Origin of the sequence: Microcoleus sp. AT9b-C3, from assembly GCF_036705485.1 — a bacterium.
Lineage (GTDB): Bacteria > Cyanobacteriota > Cyanobacteriia > Cyanobacteriales > Microcoleaceae > Microcoleus.
This window is the reverse complement of record NZ_JAUBUR010000004.1, coordinates 197,962-218,183: the sequence shown is the minus strand read 5'-3', so window position 1 is coordinate 218,183 and position 20,222 is coordinate 197,962. Positions and strand designations below refer to the sequence as shown.

The 20,222-nt window shown below is 44.8% G+C and carries 11 protein-coding genes; 4 read left to right on the top strand and 7 right to left on the bottom strand.

All coding sequences use genetic code 11. From position 1 onward, the window contains the following. Window positions 1–56: 56 nt before the first annotated feature. The 3 genes from aspS to QUB77_RS05960 form a co-directional block, all read right to left on the bottom strand. The gene (gene aspS, locus QUB77_RS05970) at window positions 57–1,850 is read right to left on the bottom strand and encodes an aspartate--tRNA ligase (RefSeq protein ID WP_333170547.1); all 1,794 of its coding nucleotides are present in this window, start codon (window positions 1,848–1,850) and stop codon (window positions 57–59) included. Window positions 1,851–2,024: 174 nt separating this feature from the next. After that, window positions 2,025–2,630, bottom strand: a complete 606-nt coding sequence (locus tag QUB77_RS05965) for a hypothetical protein (protein WP_333170548.1) — start codon at window positions 2,628–2,630, stop codon at window positions 2,025–2,027. A gap of 381 nt (window positions 2,631–3,011) precedes the next feature. Beyond that, window positions 3,012–3,641 carry a macro domain-containing protein gene (locus QUB77_RS05960; protein WP_333170550.1) on the bottom strand — a complete coding sequence of 210 codons (630 nt, stop codon included), beginning with the start codon at window positions 3,639–3,641 and terminating at the stop codon, window positions 3,012–3,014. A 128-nt stretch (window positions 3,642–3,769) separates the two neighbouring features. Between QUB77_RS05960 and crcB the strand changes: the two genes are divergently transcribed. After that, window positions 3,770–4,168, top strand: coding sequence for a fluoride efflux transporter CrcB (gene crcB / locus QUB77_RS05955; RefSeq protein WP_333170552.1), 399 nt, complete (start codon window positions 3,770–3,772; stop codon window positions 4,166–4,168). 335 nt (window positions 4,169–4,503) lie between these two features. Here the strand turns inward: crcB and QUB77_RS05950 are convergent, their stop codons facing one another. The 3 genes from QUB77_RS05950 to QUB77_RS05940 form a co-directional block, all read right to left on the bottom strand. Then, window positions 4,504–5,478: a diguanylate cyclase gene (locus tag QUB77_RS05950; protein ID WP_333170553.1), complete on the bottom strand. Its 975-nt coding sequence runs from the start codon at window positions 5,476–5,478 to the stop codon at window positions 4,504–4,506. Between the two features lie 10 nt (window positions 5,479–5,488). Then, complete coding sequence (locus tag QUB77_RS05945; protein ID WP_333170554.1) at window positions 5,489–8,584, bottom strand: response regulator; 3,096 nt, start codon at window positions 8,582–8,584, stop codon at window positions 5,489–5,491. Window positions 8,585–8,712: 128 nt separating this feature from the next. Then, entirely contained in the window at window positions 8,713–14,589 is a 5,877-nt protein-coding gene (locus QUB77_RS05940) for a PAS domain S-box protein (protein ID WP_333170555.1), read from the bottom strand. 1,143 nt (window positions 14,590–15,732) lie between these two features. Here QUB77_RS05940 and QUB77_RS05935 point away from each other — a divergent pair. From QUB77_RS05935 to QUB77_RS05925, 3 genes are all read left to right on the top strand, one after another. After that, on the top strand, window positions 15,733–16,617 hold the full coding sequence (locus QUB77_RS05935) for an amino acid ABC transporter substrate-binding protein (RefSeq protein ID WP_333170556.1): 885 nt from the start codon (window positions 15,733–15,735) through the stop codon (window positions 16,615–16,617). A 153-nt stretch (window positions 16,618–16,770) separates the two neighbouring features. Next, window positions 16,771–18,171 carry a magnesium transporter gene (gene mgtE / locus QUB77_RS05930; RefSeq protein WP_333170557.1) on the top strand — a complete coding sequence of 467 codons (1,401 nt, stop codon included), beginning with the start codon at window positions 16,771–16,773 and terminating at the stop codon, window positions 18,169–18,171. A gap of 246 nt (window positions 18,172–18,417) precedes the next feature. Further along, on the top strand, window positions 18,418–19,341 hold the full coding sequence (locus QUB77_RS05925; RefSeq protein WP_333170558.1) for a hypothetical protein: 924 nt from the start codon (window positions 18,418–18,420) through the stop codon (window positions 19,339–19,341). Window positions 19,342–19,696: 355 nt separating this feature from the next. Here QUB77_RS05925 and QUB77_RS05920 read toward each other — a convergent pair whose 3' ends face one another. Further along, window positions 19,697–20,215, bottom strand: a complete 519-nt coding sequence (locus QUB77_RS05920) for a hypothetical protein (protein ID WP_333170559.1) — start codon at window positions 20,213–20,215, stop codon at window positions 19,697–19,699. Window positions 20,216–20,222 lie beyond the last annotated feature (7 nt).

Genomic DNA, 20,222 nt, shown 5'->3' with positions numbered 1-20,222 from the left:
TTCTCAAAGAAGTCAGGAATTTACAAATGGTTAAATTGTCAAGGTGTTTTATACAATTATGACTTGGGCGTATAAGTCGATCGCACTTGCAACTCCTTCAACTGCTTCTCATCCACACCAGACGGCGCATTAGTCAGCAAACAACCCGCCTGCTGCGTCTTCGGAAACGCCATCACATCGCGAATAGATTCCTCACCAGCCAACAGCATCACCAACCGATCCAAACCGTAAGCAATACCTCCGTGGGGCGGAGTTCCATACTCAAACGCATCCAACAAAAAGCCAAACTTATTGTAAGCTTCCTCAGTCGATAAGCCGATCGCCTCAAACACCTTTTCCTGAACTTCCCGCTGATAAATCCGCAGAGAACCGCCGCCGACTTCTGTACCGTTTAACACCAAATCGTAAGCTTGAGCTCTCGCAGTTTTCAAATCATTAATATCGTCAGGATGCGGCGCAGTAAACGGGTGGTGCAAAGCTTCCAAACGCTTCTCGTCAGCGTTCCATTCAAACATCGGGAAATCTGTCACCCACAGCAGATTCATCTTCTCTTTGTCAATCAATCCCAATTCGTTACCGACAAACAAACGCAATCTATCCAAAGTCTTATTGACAGTTATCGCATCAGCCGCAGCAAATAACAACAAATGACCTGGTTGCGCGCCCGTGCGATCGAGCAATTGCTGTTTTTGTGCTTCCGTCAAATTATCCTTAATAGCGCCGATCGTATCAATTTCGCCATTATCCCGCACCCGAATGTAAGCCAATCCCTTCGCACCCGCTTCGCTGGCTTCCTTAAACAAATCCCCTTTCGGGCCCGGTTTAATCCGCACGTTAGAAATCGCATCATTCCCGCCCGGAATCGGCAAAACTTTCACAATTCCGCCCGCAGCAACCGCCCCGGAAAATACCTTAAATCCCGAATCTTTCATCAAATCGGAAACATCGACTAATTCCATACCGAAGCGAGTATCCGGTTTATCGCTACCGTAGCGATCCATCGCTTCTGCGTAAGTCAAACGCGGAAAAGGACAAGGCAATTCAACGCCTTTGACAGTTTGGAAAATATGGCAGACTAAACCTTCATTTAAGGCAATTACTTCTTCCACAGACATGAAACTCATTTCCATGTCCAATTGCGTAAATTCTGGCTGTCTGTCGGCGCGCAAATCTTCATCGCGGAAACAGCGGGCAATTTGATAATATCTGTCAAAACCAGACACCATTAACAATTGTTTGAACAACTGCGGCGACTGCGGCAAAGCATACCATGCACCGGGATTGACGCGGCTGGGAACTAAGTAATCTCTCGCACCTTCGGGAGTCGCCCGAGTTAAAATCGGCGTTTCAATTTCCATGAAACCTTCGACATCTTCCAGGTGGCGGCGCATAGCTTTCACAACTTGGTGGCGAAGCTGCAAATTGCGACTCATACGATCGCGCCGCAAGTCCAAATAGCGATATTTCAGCCGCAAATCTTCCCGCACGCTTTCGGTATCCGCCGTCGCTACCTGAAACGGTAACTGTTTGCGAACCGCATTCAACAACTCAATTTCGTCAGCGTAAATTTCCACCTCACCCGTAGGCAATTTCGGGTTGAGGGAATCTTCGGGGCGGCTGCTGACTCTACCCGTAATTTTAAGCACGTATTCGCTGCGTAAAGCCTCAGCCCCGTGATAGGAATCGGGAGTGCGTTCAGGATCGCTGACAATTTGCACGATACCCGATCGATCGCGCACATCCAGAAAAATCACCCCGCCATGATCGCGGCGGCGATCCACCCAGCCGTAAAGGGTGACAGTCTCTCCGATGTGTTCGCTTCGCAGTTCGCCGCAGTAGTAACTTCTCATAATTGGGGATTGTGGACTAAAAATAAAGCTTTTTAATTATGCAGTATGCCTGAAACTTCTGCTGAATGCAAATGCCCGGACGATTTTTAAGCAGAGGCGCATCTCAATTTTACAGTCAATGCTGATGAAATTATTGTGGGGTGGGCGTCCCGCCCGCCCCAAAAATACCATGTTCTACGAATCCCCGCGATCGCTGTGAGACTTGTCAAAAAACGCCGTCAGCGCGTTCCATGCAGACTTAGCCGCATCCGTCAAGCGAGTGCCGATCGACTCAATTTGCTTCACAATAACGTGCCAATTCTTTTCAGCTTCCGTGTGAATGTGATCGACAGCTTGTTCGATGCGAGATCGTTCGATCAATTTATTTTGTTCCACCGCTTCTCGCGCTTGCCGCACTGCTTTCAAATAAGCTTCGCGACTGACAACGCCTGCATCTTGGACTTGCGCTTGCGCCCGCGTTTTAATCGCATCTATCACCAGCCAATTTTTCTCAGTTTCTTGTTTAATCAGCCTGACTGCTTCTGTGAATCTCTCGTGGGCGAGATCCTTATTTTCTTCGATCGCCCCGGAGGCCTTATTCACAGCTTTTAAATAAGCTTCGCGGGTGAGTTCGCCCGCTGCTTGCACTTCGGCGGTGGCGCGTTTTTTAATTGCTTCAAACAGCGCTGCAGTTTCTGCGATCGCCTCATCAGTCGCGTCGGGCATCTCTTTTTTGACGAGATCCGTCGTTTCGAGAGTTGCCTCTAAAATTGGTTCTTCGGTTACTTTTGGATCTGTCATATCAATCTTCTCCTTTGGTAGTAAACATTTTGAAAAAAACTAACAGTCCCTGGATGCAGACTTTGTAGGTGTAGCGCCAGAAACAATTGTGGTCTTTTATACAGACTTTGTACGTGTAGCGCCAGAAGGAATTCTGACATTTAATAAAAACTAGGCAATTCTTGTTCCAGCTTTATCAACTTTTGTATCCGCGCTTACCTAGTTGGAATGACCTCAGTTCTATTACATTATATCTACCAAAGTTGCTGTCCTGTGTAGGATACCGCCAACTTGCAGGTACGGTTTAGCGCACTTAAATTTGCGATCGGTCTCTATACCTAAAAAAAGACACACTAATACACTTGGTTTCTCAACACAATAAAATGGGCCAATTTAAGAGCTTTAATTTTCCAACTGCAAATCTTCGCTTCCGTCCGTATATAACAAGTGGTGACATCTTTGAGCGTGCAGTAAAGATTGAGGAAATTCATACTTAGATAAGAGGATCTCTTCGAGTGCAACTTTCATTTGATTGGCGCAGATATGTGGAGGCACTTTGCCCATTCCCGTACCCATGCCTGGAATAGCGATAGTTTCAATGATATGTTTGACTGGAGTTCCATCTGGGACTGAGCCAAATTTTACGAGAGTCAAAATAGCGCGGGTTGCTAGATAAACATTTACTGTTTCTCTTAAAACTGTGGGAACCCGCATAATTGGTGCCGCGATTAAATAGGGAATTTCAGCATGATCGGTGTCTACAATTTCTGCCAGTCCTACTAAAAGTTCGCCGTGATGTCGAGCCTGAATTATTTTTTGCAAGCGTTCAATAACCTGCCCTCCAAAATATTCCGAAATTTCTAAATCTAAGCCGTCATCCATGAAACCAAAACTATTCCCCGGACTAACAATAGCATCGCATTTGACATCAAATATTGAACCGTGATGTATCTTTACATTTTCCATACTGCCGCAAGTGCTTTCCCACGCTCTAACTAAACCATCGTCTAAGGTAGCTAGCACAATTTGCATAAATACTCTCTCTTAATTTTAATTGCGAACAGCTAGAGCGATCGCCAATTTAATCCTACAATACTTTACATAAGTCGGCTGAATTTAAAATTCATCTCTATATCAAGTACCAAATATTTAATAGCTGTATGCTGCAAGACCCGAATCTGCGCCACCCGATCGCAATTAGTTTAGGTGCCGTTGCCGGCGCTTTGAGCCGGTATTATATCACCTTGTGGTTTGCCAATCGTTTCGGGACGGCTTTTCCCTACGGAACTTTTTTTATTAACATCACGGGTTGCTTGGCTATGGGATTTTTTATCACCCTCGCTTTTGAACGGGTGGTGACTATTCCGTCGGAAGTACGGTTAATGGTAGCAACGGGCTTTTTGGGTGCTTATACTACTTTTTCAACTTACGGTTTAGAGACGAATGTCTTATGGCGCGATCGATCTTACCGCATCGCCGCTTTTTACTGGGCAGGCAGTGCCATACTAGGAGTAATTGCAGTTCAGTTAGGCATCATTTTAGCGCGATTAGGAAAATAGATAAAATCGCTTGGTGCCAATAATACCAGTTTAAAAAAAGAATGCAACTGTAGGCAAACTATCCACCCATACAGCATCAGTCAGTCAATTTTAGCTCAGGATTTTGGACAATACCTACGACATCTTTTTATCACACCATTAACCTAATACAGAGAGAGCTTTTAACCCGGTTGGTACCCTGTCAGGTTTAGGTGTGATGATGTGTACTGCATCGTGTTTTCCGGCCCAGGGGCTAAAGTCTGCAAGCTGTTTACCTATCTTGTTTTCAGTTTACTCTTTCTCGGTTGAACTCACGTTTAATAAATAATGCTTATGGCGCTCCAATATCCTTGTTATCAAAAGAACGGTTGAGGATTTAAACAGCGTTTGGTGCGTTTATGCTCGTACATGAGTTTGTCAGCCTTTGCCAGCAATTGTTCTAATGAAAATTCATTGTTTAAATCGCCAAACTCCACACCAAGACTTATTGATATATAAGCTCGCTCGGACTGTTGATTAAAGCGATCTATATTTTCTTGCAGCCGAGAATGGAAATTAGTAGATGGATCGCCAGAAAAGTTAGGAATAAATAAAGCAAATTCATCTCCTCCCAGTCGAGCCACAATATCCGCCTCACGAAAGGTTTGCTTCAATATTTGAGCTGCGTCAACGATTACTCTGTCTCCCATTTCGTGTCCTAAAGTGTCGTTAATCTTTTTCAAACCATCTAAGTCAGCAAACAAAATAAAATAGGATGTTTGCGTGCGTCGAGCAATTTTTAGTTGTTGATCTGCTAGTAAAAAGAAGCCTCGTCGGTTATATAATCCAGTTAATTCATCGGTCACAGATAGCTGCCTTACTTCGGCTTCTGCCCTCAGACGTTCCTGGATTTCGTGTTCTAAACGTTGATTTTGTTCTATCAGTTGTTGGCGTTGCTGTTGGATGAGTAATTGATTTTTTACTCGCATCAGCACTTCCTGCTCTTGAAATGGTTTGGTAATATAGTCTACACCCCCCAGTTCAAAGGCTCGTACCTTGTTTTCCAGTCGTTCGAGCGCACTGATAAAAATAACCGGTATCTGAGAACTCGTTTCCGATGCTTTTAACTTTTGGCAGACTTCGTACCCGTTCATCTCCGGCATATTAATATCAAGTAAAATCAGGCTCGGTGGATCGCGCTGAACACCTTGGAGTGCCATTCGGCCGTTGAGCGCTTTACGCACAATATAGCCCTGTGACTCTAGAATTTTGGCTAACAAGCGCAGATTGTCTGGGGTATCATCGACGATGAGAATATTCGTTTGGGCCGCAAGTTTGAATAAAGCTGTCATGGTCTTATTCCTAAATCTGGGTGAGAGTTGCGATCGCTTCAAGCTGAAAGTTATCCACCAAAGATGTCATCGCCGCGATGAAATCTTGTTTCTCCTTGGGAATTTGAGCAATAAGTTCATAAAGCTTATTATCACTAAGATCTAGTGCTGCTTCATGAACTTCTGCAATCCACTTGGTTGGCATGGTTTTCAAGTCAGGAGTAAATATCTTTGCTGGGGAAGCTGATGAGTCTGGCCCAGCTTTTTCGGCGTAGCAGTAGCGGGCGCCCAAGTGATGAGCTATTTTGTTGAAAAGTGTGTCTTCAGTAAACGGCTTGGCAATGTAGTCATCGCAACCGACTTGCAGGCTGGCGATACGATCGTCTTCAAAAGCATAGGCAGTGAGGGCAATGATGCGTGTAATTTGTCTTTTGTCCTGTGACATTTGCCCTGAGTTACCTGCTGATGACTCATGACTCATGACTAATGACTGTTGTGTTCGAATCTGTCTCGTCGCTTCATAACCATCCATGACAGGCATTTGAATGTCCATCAAAATCAGGTCAGGGTGCCATGTTTGCCAACAAGCGATCGCCTCTACCCCATTTTCCACCGCACACACATCAAACCCAACTGATTCCAGCAGCGTCACCAGCAGTTGCCGATTTTCTGGAACGTCTTCTACTACTAGAATTCGGTAGATAGGTTGCCCAGGTTCGATCCCGATAATCCGATCGCTAATTTCAGGTTCCTCTAAATCAACGGACTCTGGTAGTTCCAAAACGACTTGGCAGGTAAAAGTCGAGCCTAGATTCAGGGTGCTTCGCACGGTGATATCGCCTCCCATCAGACGCGCAAACTCACGACTGATAGACAGTCCTAAACCTGTTCCTCGATCGTGACGACCGCGATTGGTTTGGATGAATGCGTCAAAAATTGATTCTAAATCTGAGGGGGAAATGCCAGATCCGGTATCCTCAACTTCGAGACACAGGGTAATAGTTGGTTGAACGTCGGGTTGATGAGTGGCGCGATCGCCATTTGTACCGGATGGCATATCATCTGATGAAAAAGCTCGTCCGCGCAGGGCTATGCTTCCTGCTGTTGTAAATTTGATCGCGTTCCCCAGCAGATTAATCAAGATTTGGCGAAGTTTTGCTTGATCGCCACAGACATAACGGGGGACAGTAGCATCCCACTCGCTGCTTAGATGTAACCCTTTCTCACCCGCTTTGAGGGTGAACATCTCGTTAATAGAACCCAGCAGTCGATGCAGATTAAAACAGCTTGCACTTAGTACCAATTGCCCTGCTTCAATCCTAGACATTTGCAAAACATCGTCGATCAGTGTCAGCAGGTGTTCTCCACTACGGGTAATGATCCCTAAATGCTCTTGAAATTCTTCTGGAATATAGGGGCTGCGGTTCATAAGCTGGGTAAATCCCAGAATGGCGTTGAGTGGCGTTCTGAGCTCGTGGCTCATGTTGGCAAGGAACTGGCTTTTGGCACGGTTGGCTATAGCTGCCCTTTCTGCAGCGTGTTCTAGGGCAGCTTGCGAAAATTCTAACACCGCCAGCATGAGGATATGTCTCATTTCAGCAGCAGCTTCTAACTCTGCAATTTGCCACGGATAAGACATCTCCCGCACTGTCTCTTGCCACAGTCCAAAGGATTTGCGGGGACACAGGTGCATTTTTCCAATTTCGTCGATCGACACAGCATCCTGTGGATTACCTGCCCAGTTTATGGTTTGAATTTGTTCGGGTCGGAACCAAAGGATATGGTATGACTTTTGTATGGCGTAGCATAAGAAGATTGAGATTGCTAAAACACCGCTAGCTCGCTCTTTGAATTGCTTCGCTTGGGGATACAACTGAGACAAAGAAGCTGTTGCAAATACTCGTTCTTTGTTCTGTTCCAGCAACCATTGCAGGAGTTCGTCAACCTCAGCTTCAGATGGTGTTTGACCCACCAATGTCAGACGACCATCGAGCATAATTGCAGCTCCCTGAGCATGAACTAAATCTAGCAATTGAGAAGCATTTTCGGTCAACACCTGTTCGATAAAATTAGAATCTCGCCGGAACGCCTGCTGAAGTTGATCCTGAATAGTTTTCGCTTGCGATCGGTAAACGTTCAATTCTCGCTCTTGCTGATGTACCAGTTCGATCGAGGCAAATTGTCCTAAAAATTCACAGGTTTTGCGAGTTTCGTAATCTACCAATCGCGAGCTGTAATGGTGACAGGCAATTAATCCCCAGAGGCGCCGATCGTCAATTAACGAAATCGTCAGTGTCCCAGCAACTCCCATATTCTGCAAATATTCAATGTGGCAGGGAGATACTCCCCTTAACACACAAGCACTTAGATCCTGGGGTGTATCGGTTAGGGGATTGTTGGTAGGAATTAGGCGGGCCGGGGTGTAATTGATATTGGGAATTTGGCGCACCCAATTGCTGTAAAACAATTTGCGGGCGGGTACGGGAATATCGATCGCCGGGTAATGCAATCCCAGGTAGCTTTCTAGATAGCTTTCTTTCTCTTCAGCAATCACCACGCCATGCTCATCTGCTTCAAAACGATAGATCATCACGCGATTGAAACCGGTCATGGCTTTTACTTCTTTAGCAATGGTTTGAGCTAAATCCGAAATATTGAGCGCACTACGAAAGTTGAGGATAACTGTTTGCAGACGCTGATAAAAATCTATTGAATGATTATTTTCAATAGTCAATTGGGGTTCTAGCTCCAGAATCAACTCATCTGGTAGTTGATGCAGTGTGCTTCTAAATGTTTGAATTTTGCCGTCTTTTAGAGGTATTTTTAGCTCGAAAGTATTATGAATGTTGACTTCTTCTTGATTGAGATGCCTGACAATTTCTTGTACTTGCTCGTGACCCAATAAATCTGGTAATGGCTGACCTAGCAATTCTTGGGCAGAAATGCCAAAAAACTGTTCTACATTTTCGCTCGCTTGTAAAATATTGAGGCTTTTTCCTTGCATCAATAAAACGATTCCGTGGGGCTGAATATGACCGGCATCATACACGGATTCTTGGCTGCATTCCTCTAAACTTGTTAAAGTTAAAGGAGGGATTTGGGAAATTTTGGTAATTTTATGAGGCATTATAGCAGTAATTTTCAATAAAAATTAAGGAGACTTTGGTCAAGAATTACCAATAACTAAATTGTATTATTTATTGTTGGCTGTTCCTAATTCCCTAGTCCTAATCAAACGTTTAACTGCACAACAGCTTATAAATCCAATGGAGGAATTCCACTTGGGAAATTACCTTGAATTAGATTAATGATTTTCTCAAATTGATACTGGTTGGCGAGTTCCGTCAGATGAGTACCGAATTGAGCGAGTTCCGAGGAAAGTTGAGCTACCAGTTCAATTATCGCAACATCATCCCCACATAAAGCAGCATCTTCCAACTGCACCACCCATACTTTTGGTAATGTCGCCAGAAGCATTGGATCGAGGGAATCTGAAACGGAAGAGGCAACAGAACAGAGGTAAGAAGGAAAACCATCTGTTCCCCGTTCCCCTTTTTCTGTTTCCTCTTCCTGATATACATACTCTAAACCTAGGTATTCCGCCATCTTAAGAAATAGGGTCTGTTCCCGGAACGGCTTGCTGATGTAGTCGTTGCAGCCAGCAGCCAAGGCGAGCGCGCGATCGCTCTGGGAAGCCTGGGCCGTAAGTGCAATAATGATACTGTTCTGTCCGTCTTCCATTGCCCGAATTTGCTTCGTAGCCTCGTATCCATCTAACACGGGCATCCGAATGTCCATCCAGGTTAGGTCGGGTTGCCATTGTTGCCAAATCTGCACAGCTTGCTGTCCGTTGGTAGCTTCTTTTACCTCTAATCCTAATTGTGTCAGTAATCTGACCATTAGCAAGCGATTTTCTGCTTGATCGTCAACCACCAAAATGCGATGATCCCGTTGACCTGCAGCCAGCCCAATCACGAGGCGATTATTCTCTTCGGGTGTAACATTAACTCCACTGATGGGGCTGACGGGAAGGGTAAAGGTGAAGGTACTCCCCTGTCCCACAGTGCTGCTGACAGAAATTTTTCCGCCCATGAGTTCCAACAATTTGCGGCTAATGGTTAGACCTAGCCCCGTACCGCCGGTCGATCGCTTCCCAGCTTGAGCTTGCACAAACGCATCGAAGATGGTATCGAGTTCGATCGGTGCAATCCCTAAACCTGTGTCAGCGACTACAAACTGGAGAATCGGCCGAGTTGTGCTTAATGCCACTGTACCGCAAGCCTCAATGCTGACTTGCAAAGTAATGCTTCCTCGATCGGTAAATTTGATGGCATTACTCAGCAGATTCAGCAAAACCTGGCGCAGTTTTTGAGCATCGACAAGCATAAATTGGGGAACTTCTGGCGCAATCTCGAAACAAAGGTTAAGTCCTTTAGAAGTTGCTCGTTCCGCCAACATATTTCGCAGGGAATGCAGCAGCGCAATTAAGTCCAATCCGCTTTGTTCAACTGTGCAGTGTCCCGATTCAATTTTCGAGAGATCCAGCACATCGTTAATCAAACTCAAGAGGTGATCTCCACTCCGTCGAATTGTTTGCAGGTCTTGTTTTTGGTTGGGAGTTAGGGATGGGTCATGGGTCATCACCTGAGCAAATCCTAGAATTACGTTGAGAGGAGTGCGTAATTCGTGGCTCATATTGGCTAGGAAGGTACTTTTTGCCAAGTTCGCTGCTTCTGCTGCTTCCATTGCGTGCTGCAGTGCCAGTTCTTTTTGTTTGCGATCGCTAATGTCTTTGTGCGTTCCAATCATCCGTAAAGGCTTACCATCTTCATCGTAGGCAACGACTTTCCCGTAGTTAGCGATCCACTTCCACTCACCTGACTTGCAACGCACACGATAGTCAAAGGCATACTTAACTGAGCTATCTTGCAAGTTACTATGGAGAGCCTCAAAAACCCAGAATTTATCATCAGGGTGAATCATCTGTTCCCAGACGTTCACATCCATCACCAATTCACCCGGCTTGTAACCCAACATCTCCTGGTAGTAGGAATTCACGTAAAGTTTTCCAGTTTCAATGTCCCAATCCCATAGTCCATCTCCAGAAGCTTCTAGTGCCAGTTTCAAGCGTTCCTCACTCAGTTGTAAGGCGGTTTCAGCTTGATGCTGTCGCGTCACATCGATCGCCACACCACCTACTAGCATTTGCCCAGGTAAGTCGGGGATGAGAAATTTGTAAACCAAAAACTCACCCAGAGTCCCATCTCGACGGGACGCCATCTCAATCGTTTCAATTAGCTCGTTGGTTTCAACAACCGTTTGGATATTGTCTAGATATTGTTGGGCGAAGGCGGCAGGGTAAAGTTCAAAAATGGATTTTCCAATCACATCCTCACTGGGTAACTCCAAGGTATTGAGATAAGTCTGGCTGGCATAGAGCATTACACCATTTTCATCGGTAATCCAGGCAACAGCAGGGCTGTGATTCATGAAGGCTTGGAAGCGAGTTTCACTCTCTCGGAGTGCCTGTTCTGCTTGTTGACGTTCCGCTTCGCTGCGTTGGCGAGCCGTAATATCTCGCAGAAAGGTAGTAAAAATAATTTCACCGCCGATCTCGATTTTGGAAATGGAAGCCTCTGCCGGAAACTCTGTGCCATCTTTGCGCCGTCCAAAAATGGCTCCTCGCTGTGCCATTTGCCTTGCATAGGCTCCCTTGTGGGCATACTCGCTGATGTGCTGATGGTGAACCTCTGCAAAGCGCGAGGGCATCAACATCGCCAGGGGTTTCCCTAAAACTTCCTCAGCCGCGTAACCAAAAATTCGTTCTGCTCCTTTGTTAAACAGAGTAATTTGCTGATTGGTATTGATAGAAATAATCGCATCGCTGGCAATCTCTAAAATTCCTGCAAATCGCGATTGAGAGATTTGTAAATCAATTTCCGCTTGTTTGCGTTCCGTGATATCCCGGCAGATACAGAAGTTCATCATTTCACCTTCTAATTCTACCCGATCCCAGCTAATTTCCACATCATAGATGGAACCATCTTTGCGGCGATGTCGCGTCTGAAACAGAGGAACAATCTCGTCTCTGAGGATGAAAAGCTGTAGTTCTTCTTTTGTCAATTGAGCATCCCAATCAAAGACACTCATATTCATGGTTTCTTCTAGGCTGTAACCCAGCATCCGCGCAAAACTGGGGCTGGCTTCGACGACTTTTCCGAGGCGATTCATGACCACAACACCATCCATTGAAGTGTTGAAAAGTGTTTTAGTCCGCAGGAGTTCCTGTTCTAGGGCAAGTTCTGCTTTTTTGCGATCGCTAATATCTTTCATGAAGCAGTAATGCCCCATAAATTGGTGCTGTTCGTCGTAAGTTGAAATCATCACCAATTGCTTATAAAAAACCGAACCGTCTTTACGGACTCCTTTCGTTTCAACTTCAACTCTGCCCTCTTGCACCATCAGCCAATAGGCCGCAACCAGTTTTTCCAACTCATCGGGATGTACGGTTTTTTCCCAAGACATCCCGATCATTTCTTCTGGCTGATAGCCTGTCACGTCAGCATAAGCTTTATTCACATAGAGGTAACGTCCTTGTACATCCACTTTGGAAATGCCGGACACCGCATTTTTCATCACCTCACTCAGTTCTCTAAGCTCTGCTTCTGCGTGTTTGCGATCTGTGATATCTTCTGAAAAACAAAGTAGGTACTGTGGCTGATGCTGCTCGTCGTAAATGGGAATCTTCACCGTATGCAGCCAAAGTTTTCCCAAACTATGACTGTCAATAACTTCTTCGAGAATATCCTCACTCTTACCTTTCTCAAAGGCTTCTCTATCCTTTTGGTCAAAAAAGATAGCCTGTTCTGTGGGGAAAAAATCATAGCCACTTTTGCCGATCGCTTGTTCGGCTGAAATGCCAAATAACCGTTCGCTGGTTTTATTCCAAAACTGAAATACGCCAAATTGTTTAGGCTGTGCGTCCTTAACAAAAACCGCAATCGGTAGATTATCCAGCAGTGCTTGTAAGAAATTGCGAGTTTGTTGGATTTCCAGCTCTACTTTTTTGCGTTGGCTAATATCAATAAACGTAACTCCCACTTGTTTTATTTGACCGTTCTTATCGAATTCTGGGTAGGCATTAACTAATACCCAAACAAAATTATTAATTTCTTTTTTAATTGCTAAAACATAATTTTTGAGGGAACTTCCAGTTGATAAAACCTGATTCACGGGATATTCCTCTAGGGGCATAACGCTGCCATCTTCCCGCACCAAATGCAATGCCGGATCGCTCACGGTTTTTCCCAGCATTTGATCCATTGAAAACCCTAGTAATTCAGCGGCCGTTTCATTACATAATTGGACGCTGGTATCTGTCGAATGAATCACAAAACCCGCATTTAAGTTATCGATCAATTGCCGATATCTGGCTTCGCTTACCTGTAAAGCAGCTTCAGCTTGCTTGCGCTCGGTAATGTCGGTGTGAGAGCCAGTCATCCGAATTACGTTACCTGCATCATCCCAAAGTGCCTGACCCCGATCCAAAATCCACTTGTAGGAACCATCTTTGCAGCGAACGCGATGTTCTGTGATATAAAAAGGAGTTTTCTTGGCAAAATGGTCTTGAATGGCTTGCATCACCCATCCCAAATCATCGGGATGTACCCGCTTACTCCATTCGTCTACAATGTTTTGGATTTCGTGGTCTTCATAGCCCAGCATTTCCTTCCAGCGACTAGAGAAGAAGACCTCGTTGGTTTGAACATTCCAATCCCAAATGCCGTCGTTAGTCCCGCGTACAGCAAGTTCCCAGCGTTCTTCACTTTCACGTAGTGCTGCTTCTGCTTGTTTGCGGTCAGCAATATTCCGGGCAATCTTTGAGACTCCAATTATATTCCCTGCTTGGTCTTTAATGGGGGAGACACTCATCGAGACATCGATTAATGTTTCATCTTTCCTCAGCCTCTTTGTATCGTAGTGTTCGATGCGTTCTCCTCGCTGGATTTTGGTGAGAATTTCGTTTTCCTCATCTCGATAGTCTGCAGGAATCAGTTTTTTCCCTGATTGCCCTACTATTTCGGCCGCTGTATAGCCAAAAATTGTTTCTGCTCCTACATTCCAACTTGTAACTACACCCTCTAAATCTTTACTGAGAATGGCATCTTCCGAAGATTCAACGATCGCAGCTAGTCGAGCGATCGCAATTTCTGCCTGTTGTCGCTGGTGAATTTCCCATTGCAACTGGCGATTGGCTTTTTTGAATTTATCGACTTTGCAATAACTAACTTGTGCGAGATACATGACCCACATCAGCAGCCCCACTAAAACTAAGCCACCAATTAATACAATTCTAGGCCAATAAAACTTGACTCTTTCTACTAAATCTAAATCTGGACAAACATCTATTCTCCAGTCTACACCATAGGCTTTCACTACAACTGTTTTACGATCGGAATTTTGAGAAAAAGACTCTTGACCGTAGAGCAAACTTGTGCCATCATAAATAGCCACCTTGTACCCTGGTGAGACTTTTAAAATACTTTCAAATAGAGTTTTAAACTCAAAAGCTCCGACAATAAACCCATCAAAACGTTCACCTACAAATAAAGGAAAATTTGCTAGAATTCCTTGACCCGCTTGACCGAGTGAAATCTTGCGACTTAAGATAGGTTGACGCAAATCACGAGCTACTTGCAAACTGATTTTGCGACGCAGTTCCCGATTAAACTCTAGGTTTTGGGCTGCCTCATTCCCAGCTAGTGGCACAACCCATCGCACTTGAAATGATGGATCGACTAATGCGATCGCCTGATAACCGTAGAAATCCTTTAAATAAGCCTCAGCATCGGCTTCCCAAAGAGCCTTTGGTGTACCGCCATTAGCTTGCCAGCGATTCGCCATTTGCCGAAGTGTTAACACCCGAATTGATAATCCTTCGCTCAGTTGTGACTGAATCGCATTGGCTTCCTGCTGAATTAACTGCTCCATGTGAATTTGTCCGTTGATGGTTAGCTGTTGCCACGTAAATAAAACAGCAAGAGAAGCCACCACACCAAGCAAAAGAGGTAGCAATCGTTTAAGTTTTGTTTGGTCTAAACTGATAATTACTTTGCGTCGAGGGATTACCATAAATTAAGCAATAGATGAATAGAGCTGTCTGCAATTTTTTGGGCTATACTTAGGTAATTCAATGATGCAATAAAACTAAGTATTGAGCCTGAAAACCAGTTAGCGATAAGGCACTCTCTAAACTTTATACCCGCTAAGTTGATCAGTTAACTTCCCTCTGTAAGGAATGTTGTTCCTTAACCCCTAGCCGTTTAACTAGATTTATAGAGGGCGATGAGCCACATCTGTTCAGATTGTAGATAGGTATTGTTTGCCAATATTGACGACAAAAGCAGTAGATTTGGCGATCGCAAACGTGACGCAGCATTTGATTGGAGCAGCAGGGGCAGTGTGTCATAAAGACCTCTTTTTTAACTAAAGGGTATTTCACTGTTGTTGCAAAGTGCTCTAAGCTCGCTAGAAGCAACCATAACAAGACTCTCGAAACAAAATAAAGATTTGGTAAAGAATATAAAAGGGTTAAGGAAAAGATACAATTTTAAACATTACGTAATAAAATTAAGATCGCAGAGAATTTTTATCCCACAATACGCACCTTCTAATGTCCCCTCTGGTGTGTTATAATTCTACACTATTCAGATGCAGCTTTTGAAACCCATTCCTACATAAAAGGGTTTTCCTGTTCAAGAGCATCTCATATGTGTAAAAACACTTCTTTTGGCTCATTCCTTCTTCCTCATTCCTTGTTCCTCTTTCCTCCTGCCTCAAAACTCCAATTTTGGGCTGGGCTGCTTTCATTGAGATGATCCCTTCCTGTTCCCTGTTCCTTGCTTTGAGAGTCTAAATCCCAGCCCAACACATTGGTAGTTTGAACAGGAAGTATAGCTGGAGCGAGGGGATTCACTATCACTGCTGGCAGGTGATATTGACAGTTTTAATTAATTGTTGACTATAGCAAGGTAATAAGTTGTCAAACCAATTCTTGCCCAAAACTTCTTTGTGTGTATAACCCGTGACGCGGCAGAAAAAAGGTTTACGTAGCCCCCGAAACTTAATTTTAGACGGTGCTGGTTGAAGTTAGCCGATCGCACCACCAACAACACACCGCTCACCCAAAATACAACCACCCAAATATATTGACAATATGGTTTTTTTGCGTATTATATTAAAAACCCGTAAAATATCTATTCGGATGCTGAACAAATGAACTCAACGCTAACCAAGAAAAACCTCAAGTTCGCAGCATTTACAGCCATATTTTCGATATTATTTCCTGCAGCTTTACCTACAGTTGCCTCAGCCCAGACAGCACTGGAAGAAATTCGGCAAACCGGCATTCTAAAAGTTGGCATCCGAAAAGATGCCCCTCCCTTCGGCTACTTAGAAGGTGAAAAATGGCAAGGAGTTTGCATGGAAGGCTTAGAACTTTTCCGAGCTGACTTAGAAAAAAAATTAAATCGCTCCATCCGCTTAGAAAAAGTAGAAACAGATCTAAACGAATCAGCGGAAAAAGGGCGCTTCCGCAGCGTAACCAGCAAGCGGACTCACCTAGAATGCGGGCCTAATACAATTCTAAAAAATCCTCCCAACGGGATTGCATATTCACTGCCTTTTTTATACAGCGGCACTTATCTGTTAGTCAAGCCAGAAAACAGACTGAGAGTCAACCCTTCGGGATTCCTGCAAGACGTGACCATTGGCGTGCTAAGCGGTTCTGTTACCCAACAATTCATTGCAGGCCGATATCAACTAGCCAACCAGCGAATTTATGAAGGTATCGCGGGCAGACAGTCGGGTGTAAAAGATGCAGTATCAGGAGCAATCGATGCCTTCGCTAGCGACGGAATGCTGTTAGTAGGAGAAGCGCTGAGACAGGGTTTAACTCCCAGCCAATATTCTGTTATACCGGAGCAGCCTTTAACCTGCATTTCTTACGGCATGATCTTGCCAGCAAGTGACACTGAATGGCAAGAAACAGTCAATAATTATATTCGCAATCAAAGTGCGACGAACCTGTTGGAAAAAGTGCTCGGACGCAATTCTCCTTTCCTACCGATGAGTGTCGCAGATCAAGATAAATGTATTTGATCCTAAATCGCGCAAGGTGCTCGGCGCGCACCAGAAGAATAGGGGTCAGGTGCGGATCTTGTCAGGGCAAGTCCGATCGCTGCAACCAGTGGCGTCAATAGGCTCTAAACTGGATTCAGGAAGGCGCGCAGCACAGGTTTAGGAGGGTCATCAGTGACAACAGAAAAAAATTATCAATCGTCTTCTCTACCCACCTACGCGCGAAAAGAACTCCGGGAATTAGTTCGATCGCAGTTAAGGGCCCTGTTGGAAGAAGGAGACTTTAAAGGAGCAAAAGCGATTTTGCACCCGGTGCAGGAAGCAGACATAGCTGAAGCTATCGAAGGTTTGCCAGAAACCATGCAAGTAATAGCTTTCCGCTTGCTTTCCAAAGACGAAGCAATCGCAGTTTACGAATATCTCGACTCCAGCGTTCAGCAGTCCCTCTGCGAAAAATTCAAACGCCAAGAAGTCATTGACATTGTAGACAAAATGTCCCCGGACGATCGAGCTAAACTGTTTGACGAACTGCCGGCAATATTAGTCCGTCGCCTGTTGGGGGAATTGAGCCCAACGGAACGCGAAGCTACGGCTCAACTGTTGGGTTACGAAGCCAGTACCGCCGGTCGGATCATGACCCCAGAATACATTTCTCTGAAAGAAAGCTTTACCGTCGCCCAAGCTTTAGACCGAATTCGCTCTTTGGCTAAAACTACCGAAACAATTTATTCTCTTTACGTCACCGACGCCGGACGCAGCTTGACCGGTATTTTATCTTTGCGGGATTTAGTCACTTCCCCCCTCGACAAAACTGTCGGCGAAATTATGACCCGCGACGTAGTTTCTGTTCAAACTGGCACGGATCAAGAAGAAGTCGCTAGGCTGATCCAGCGTTACGATTTTTTAGCTGTGCCCGTTGTAGACCGCGAACAGCGTCTGGTCGGCATCATTACAGTTGACGACGCGATCGACATTTTAGAACAAGAAGCAGCCAAAGATATTTATACCTTGGGCGGTGTCCAGTCCGGCGGTGATAATTATTTTCAGACCGATTTAATCACCGTTGCCCGGAAAAGGGTCGTGTGGCTGTTTGTTCTGCTTTTAACTAATACTGTCACCGGCGCAATTATTAGAGCTCAAGAAGATATTTTGCACCAAGTAGTCGCCCTAGCAGCCTTTATTCCCCTGTTGACTGGCACTGGAGGCAATGTCGGAGCTCAGTCCTCAACTGTTGTAATTCGCGGTTTGAACACTGATGAAATTACAGCAATGGGCCCGTTTCAAGTAATTGTTCGCGAGGGGATGGCGGGAGCGCTGCTAGGAGCTATATTGGGGACTGTAGCGACGGGCTGGGCTTATACTCTGCAAGGGAGTTTAGCAGTGGCACTCGCGGTAGGAGTGAGTTTGTTTGCGATCGCAATTTTAGCTTCTATTGCCGGTTCAGCTCTGCCGTTTCTATTTCGTTCTTTGGGTTTAGACCCCGCTTTAATGTCTGCTCCCTTTATTACCACCGCAGTTGATGTCCTTGGGGTATTGATTTATTTCACTTTAGCTCGACTAATTTTGCAGATTTAATATATTTAATTAGATGGCTGTGAATAAAAAACTTAATCTGTTTTTCACCACTGCTAATTTGGGGGTCGGCGTCCGATTCCATACCGGATAGGTGCGCTCGCGCTTACTTTATTTTTATCCGCATACTTGTACCAGTTGAAAAAAATAATGCAACTATAGGTTCGCGATCCAAACTCCGAGCTTCCTCAGTCATTCCCAATCTAAAATCTAAAATCTAAAATCTAAAATCTAAAATGGTATTAGCCTATGTCATCATCCAATTCACCCACCAAAATCCAAAATCCCAAGTCGAGCAATTTGTTAGAAACTGCTGAAGTGGTTTTTATTGCTGCCTCTGCTGTGGGATTGGCTGTTAGTTTGGTTTGGGGGCAGAGCGTTTATGCTCAAGTGCCTGTAGTGATTTCATTGGTGTTGAATTTTGTGAACCGGCAGAAGCTGCACCAGCAAGTTAAAGCAAGTACGGCGGCCACGTTCGATCGCGTAAATCAACAAGCAGCTACTACCGATCGCGCGATCGAGCAATTGCAACTTGCTGTAAATGCTTTAGACGAAGCTGTTGCTCAAACATCTCGCGAAAATCTCAGTGTTGGGCCTGGAGAAAACGTACACTCTCTCATTTCAGCCATTGAGAACCTGCGCCAGCGACTAATAATTTTAGAAAAAACTATTAAAATGATTCAAAGCGAGATCGAACTCACCAGCCGCCAATTCAAACAGCGGCCGGAGTTGCAACAAGTCGAAACTTTGACAACAATAATTCTCGACTTGCAGCAGTTTATCAACGAACTACCGCAGTGGGGCAGTTTGCAGCAGCGGCAGCTAACAGAACTTCAGCAAAAAGTAGACAATGCTTTGGCTGAACTCTCAGAAGAAATTGCTGTGATTCCCAGCCGCGTGCAAGAGGCGCTAGCTAGTCGCAGTGGGGAAATTAACCCACAGTTTGGTTCGGGTTTGAATGCCGCTCAAAAGAATGGTTATCGACCTAAAACCCAGAATGAGAAAATTCGCCAGAAATATCCCAGAGCTTACGTCAAGTGGAGTCAGGATGAAGACGAAAATTTGAAAAAAGAATATGCTAGCGGTCAACAAATTGACGAATTAGCTCAGAGATTTCAGCGACAGCCTAGTGCCATTCGTTCGCGATTACAAAAATTAGGATTGATCGAATAATGGTAATTGGTAATTTGTAATTTGTAACCACAGAAAACCGACCAAAGTCAACTGTAAACTGACAAATGACAAATAATATCAAATAAATCTGTTAGCATCGGAATTATTCCTATCTTTCTTCTCTTCATCTGCGTGAATTAGCGTTAATCTCTTGTCATCTGCGGTTACGAAATTATTTTTTAACCGCAGATGAGGGCAGATAAACACAGATTAACGCAGATGAATTGATATAACAAAGCGATCGCCCTTTTTTTTTCAAAAGAGCGATCGCTTTGTTTCTGTATTCAGTACCGGCTGCCAACAGCGGGCCACTAACATTACATTTCAAGGCTTTTAAGCCTGGGTCTACCTCATTTTAGAAATCTTGGGGTAACAAAGAACTTAAACGCTCCAACAAAGGATCGGAATTCCGAGGAGGAGCAACTTCAGCATCAGACACTACATTATCATCCGCGACAGGCTCAGACTCAATGGGGCCAGGCTCTACTACTTTTGAAACTGGGGCAAAAGAAACTTGAGCAAACTTACTGTTAACACTCCCCTGCAATTGATCCAACTGCGCGCTGAGTTTACTCAGGTGATGTTCCAGTCCCTCCAAACGGCTTAATTCCTCTGCCGAAACATTGTGCTCAAACTCAGCAAATTTGACCACAAGTTCAGCAATACGCTGTTCCAACCGCTGAAAGCTCTGTGTAGAGCTAGTAGACTCAGATACAGACAAAAACTGCCACAAAGCCTGCTTGCAGAGATTGCTGAAAGTCTGATACTTGGTGAAAGCCAACTCTTTTTCAATAGCGGCCAGCAAAGTTTGATCCGCAGCATCTTCCGTAAACGCCACCGAGAAATTCGCCTTATTTTTTGCCCACAGTGCCATAGGGTTC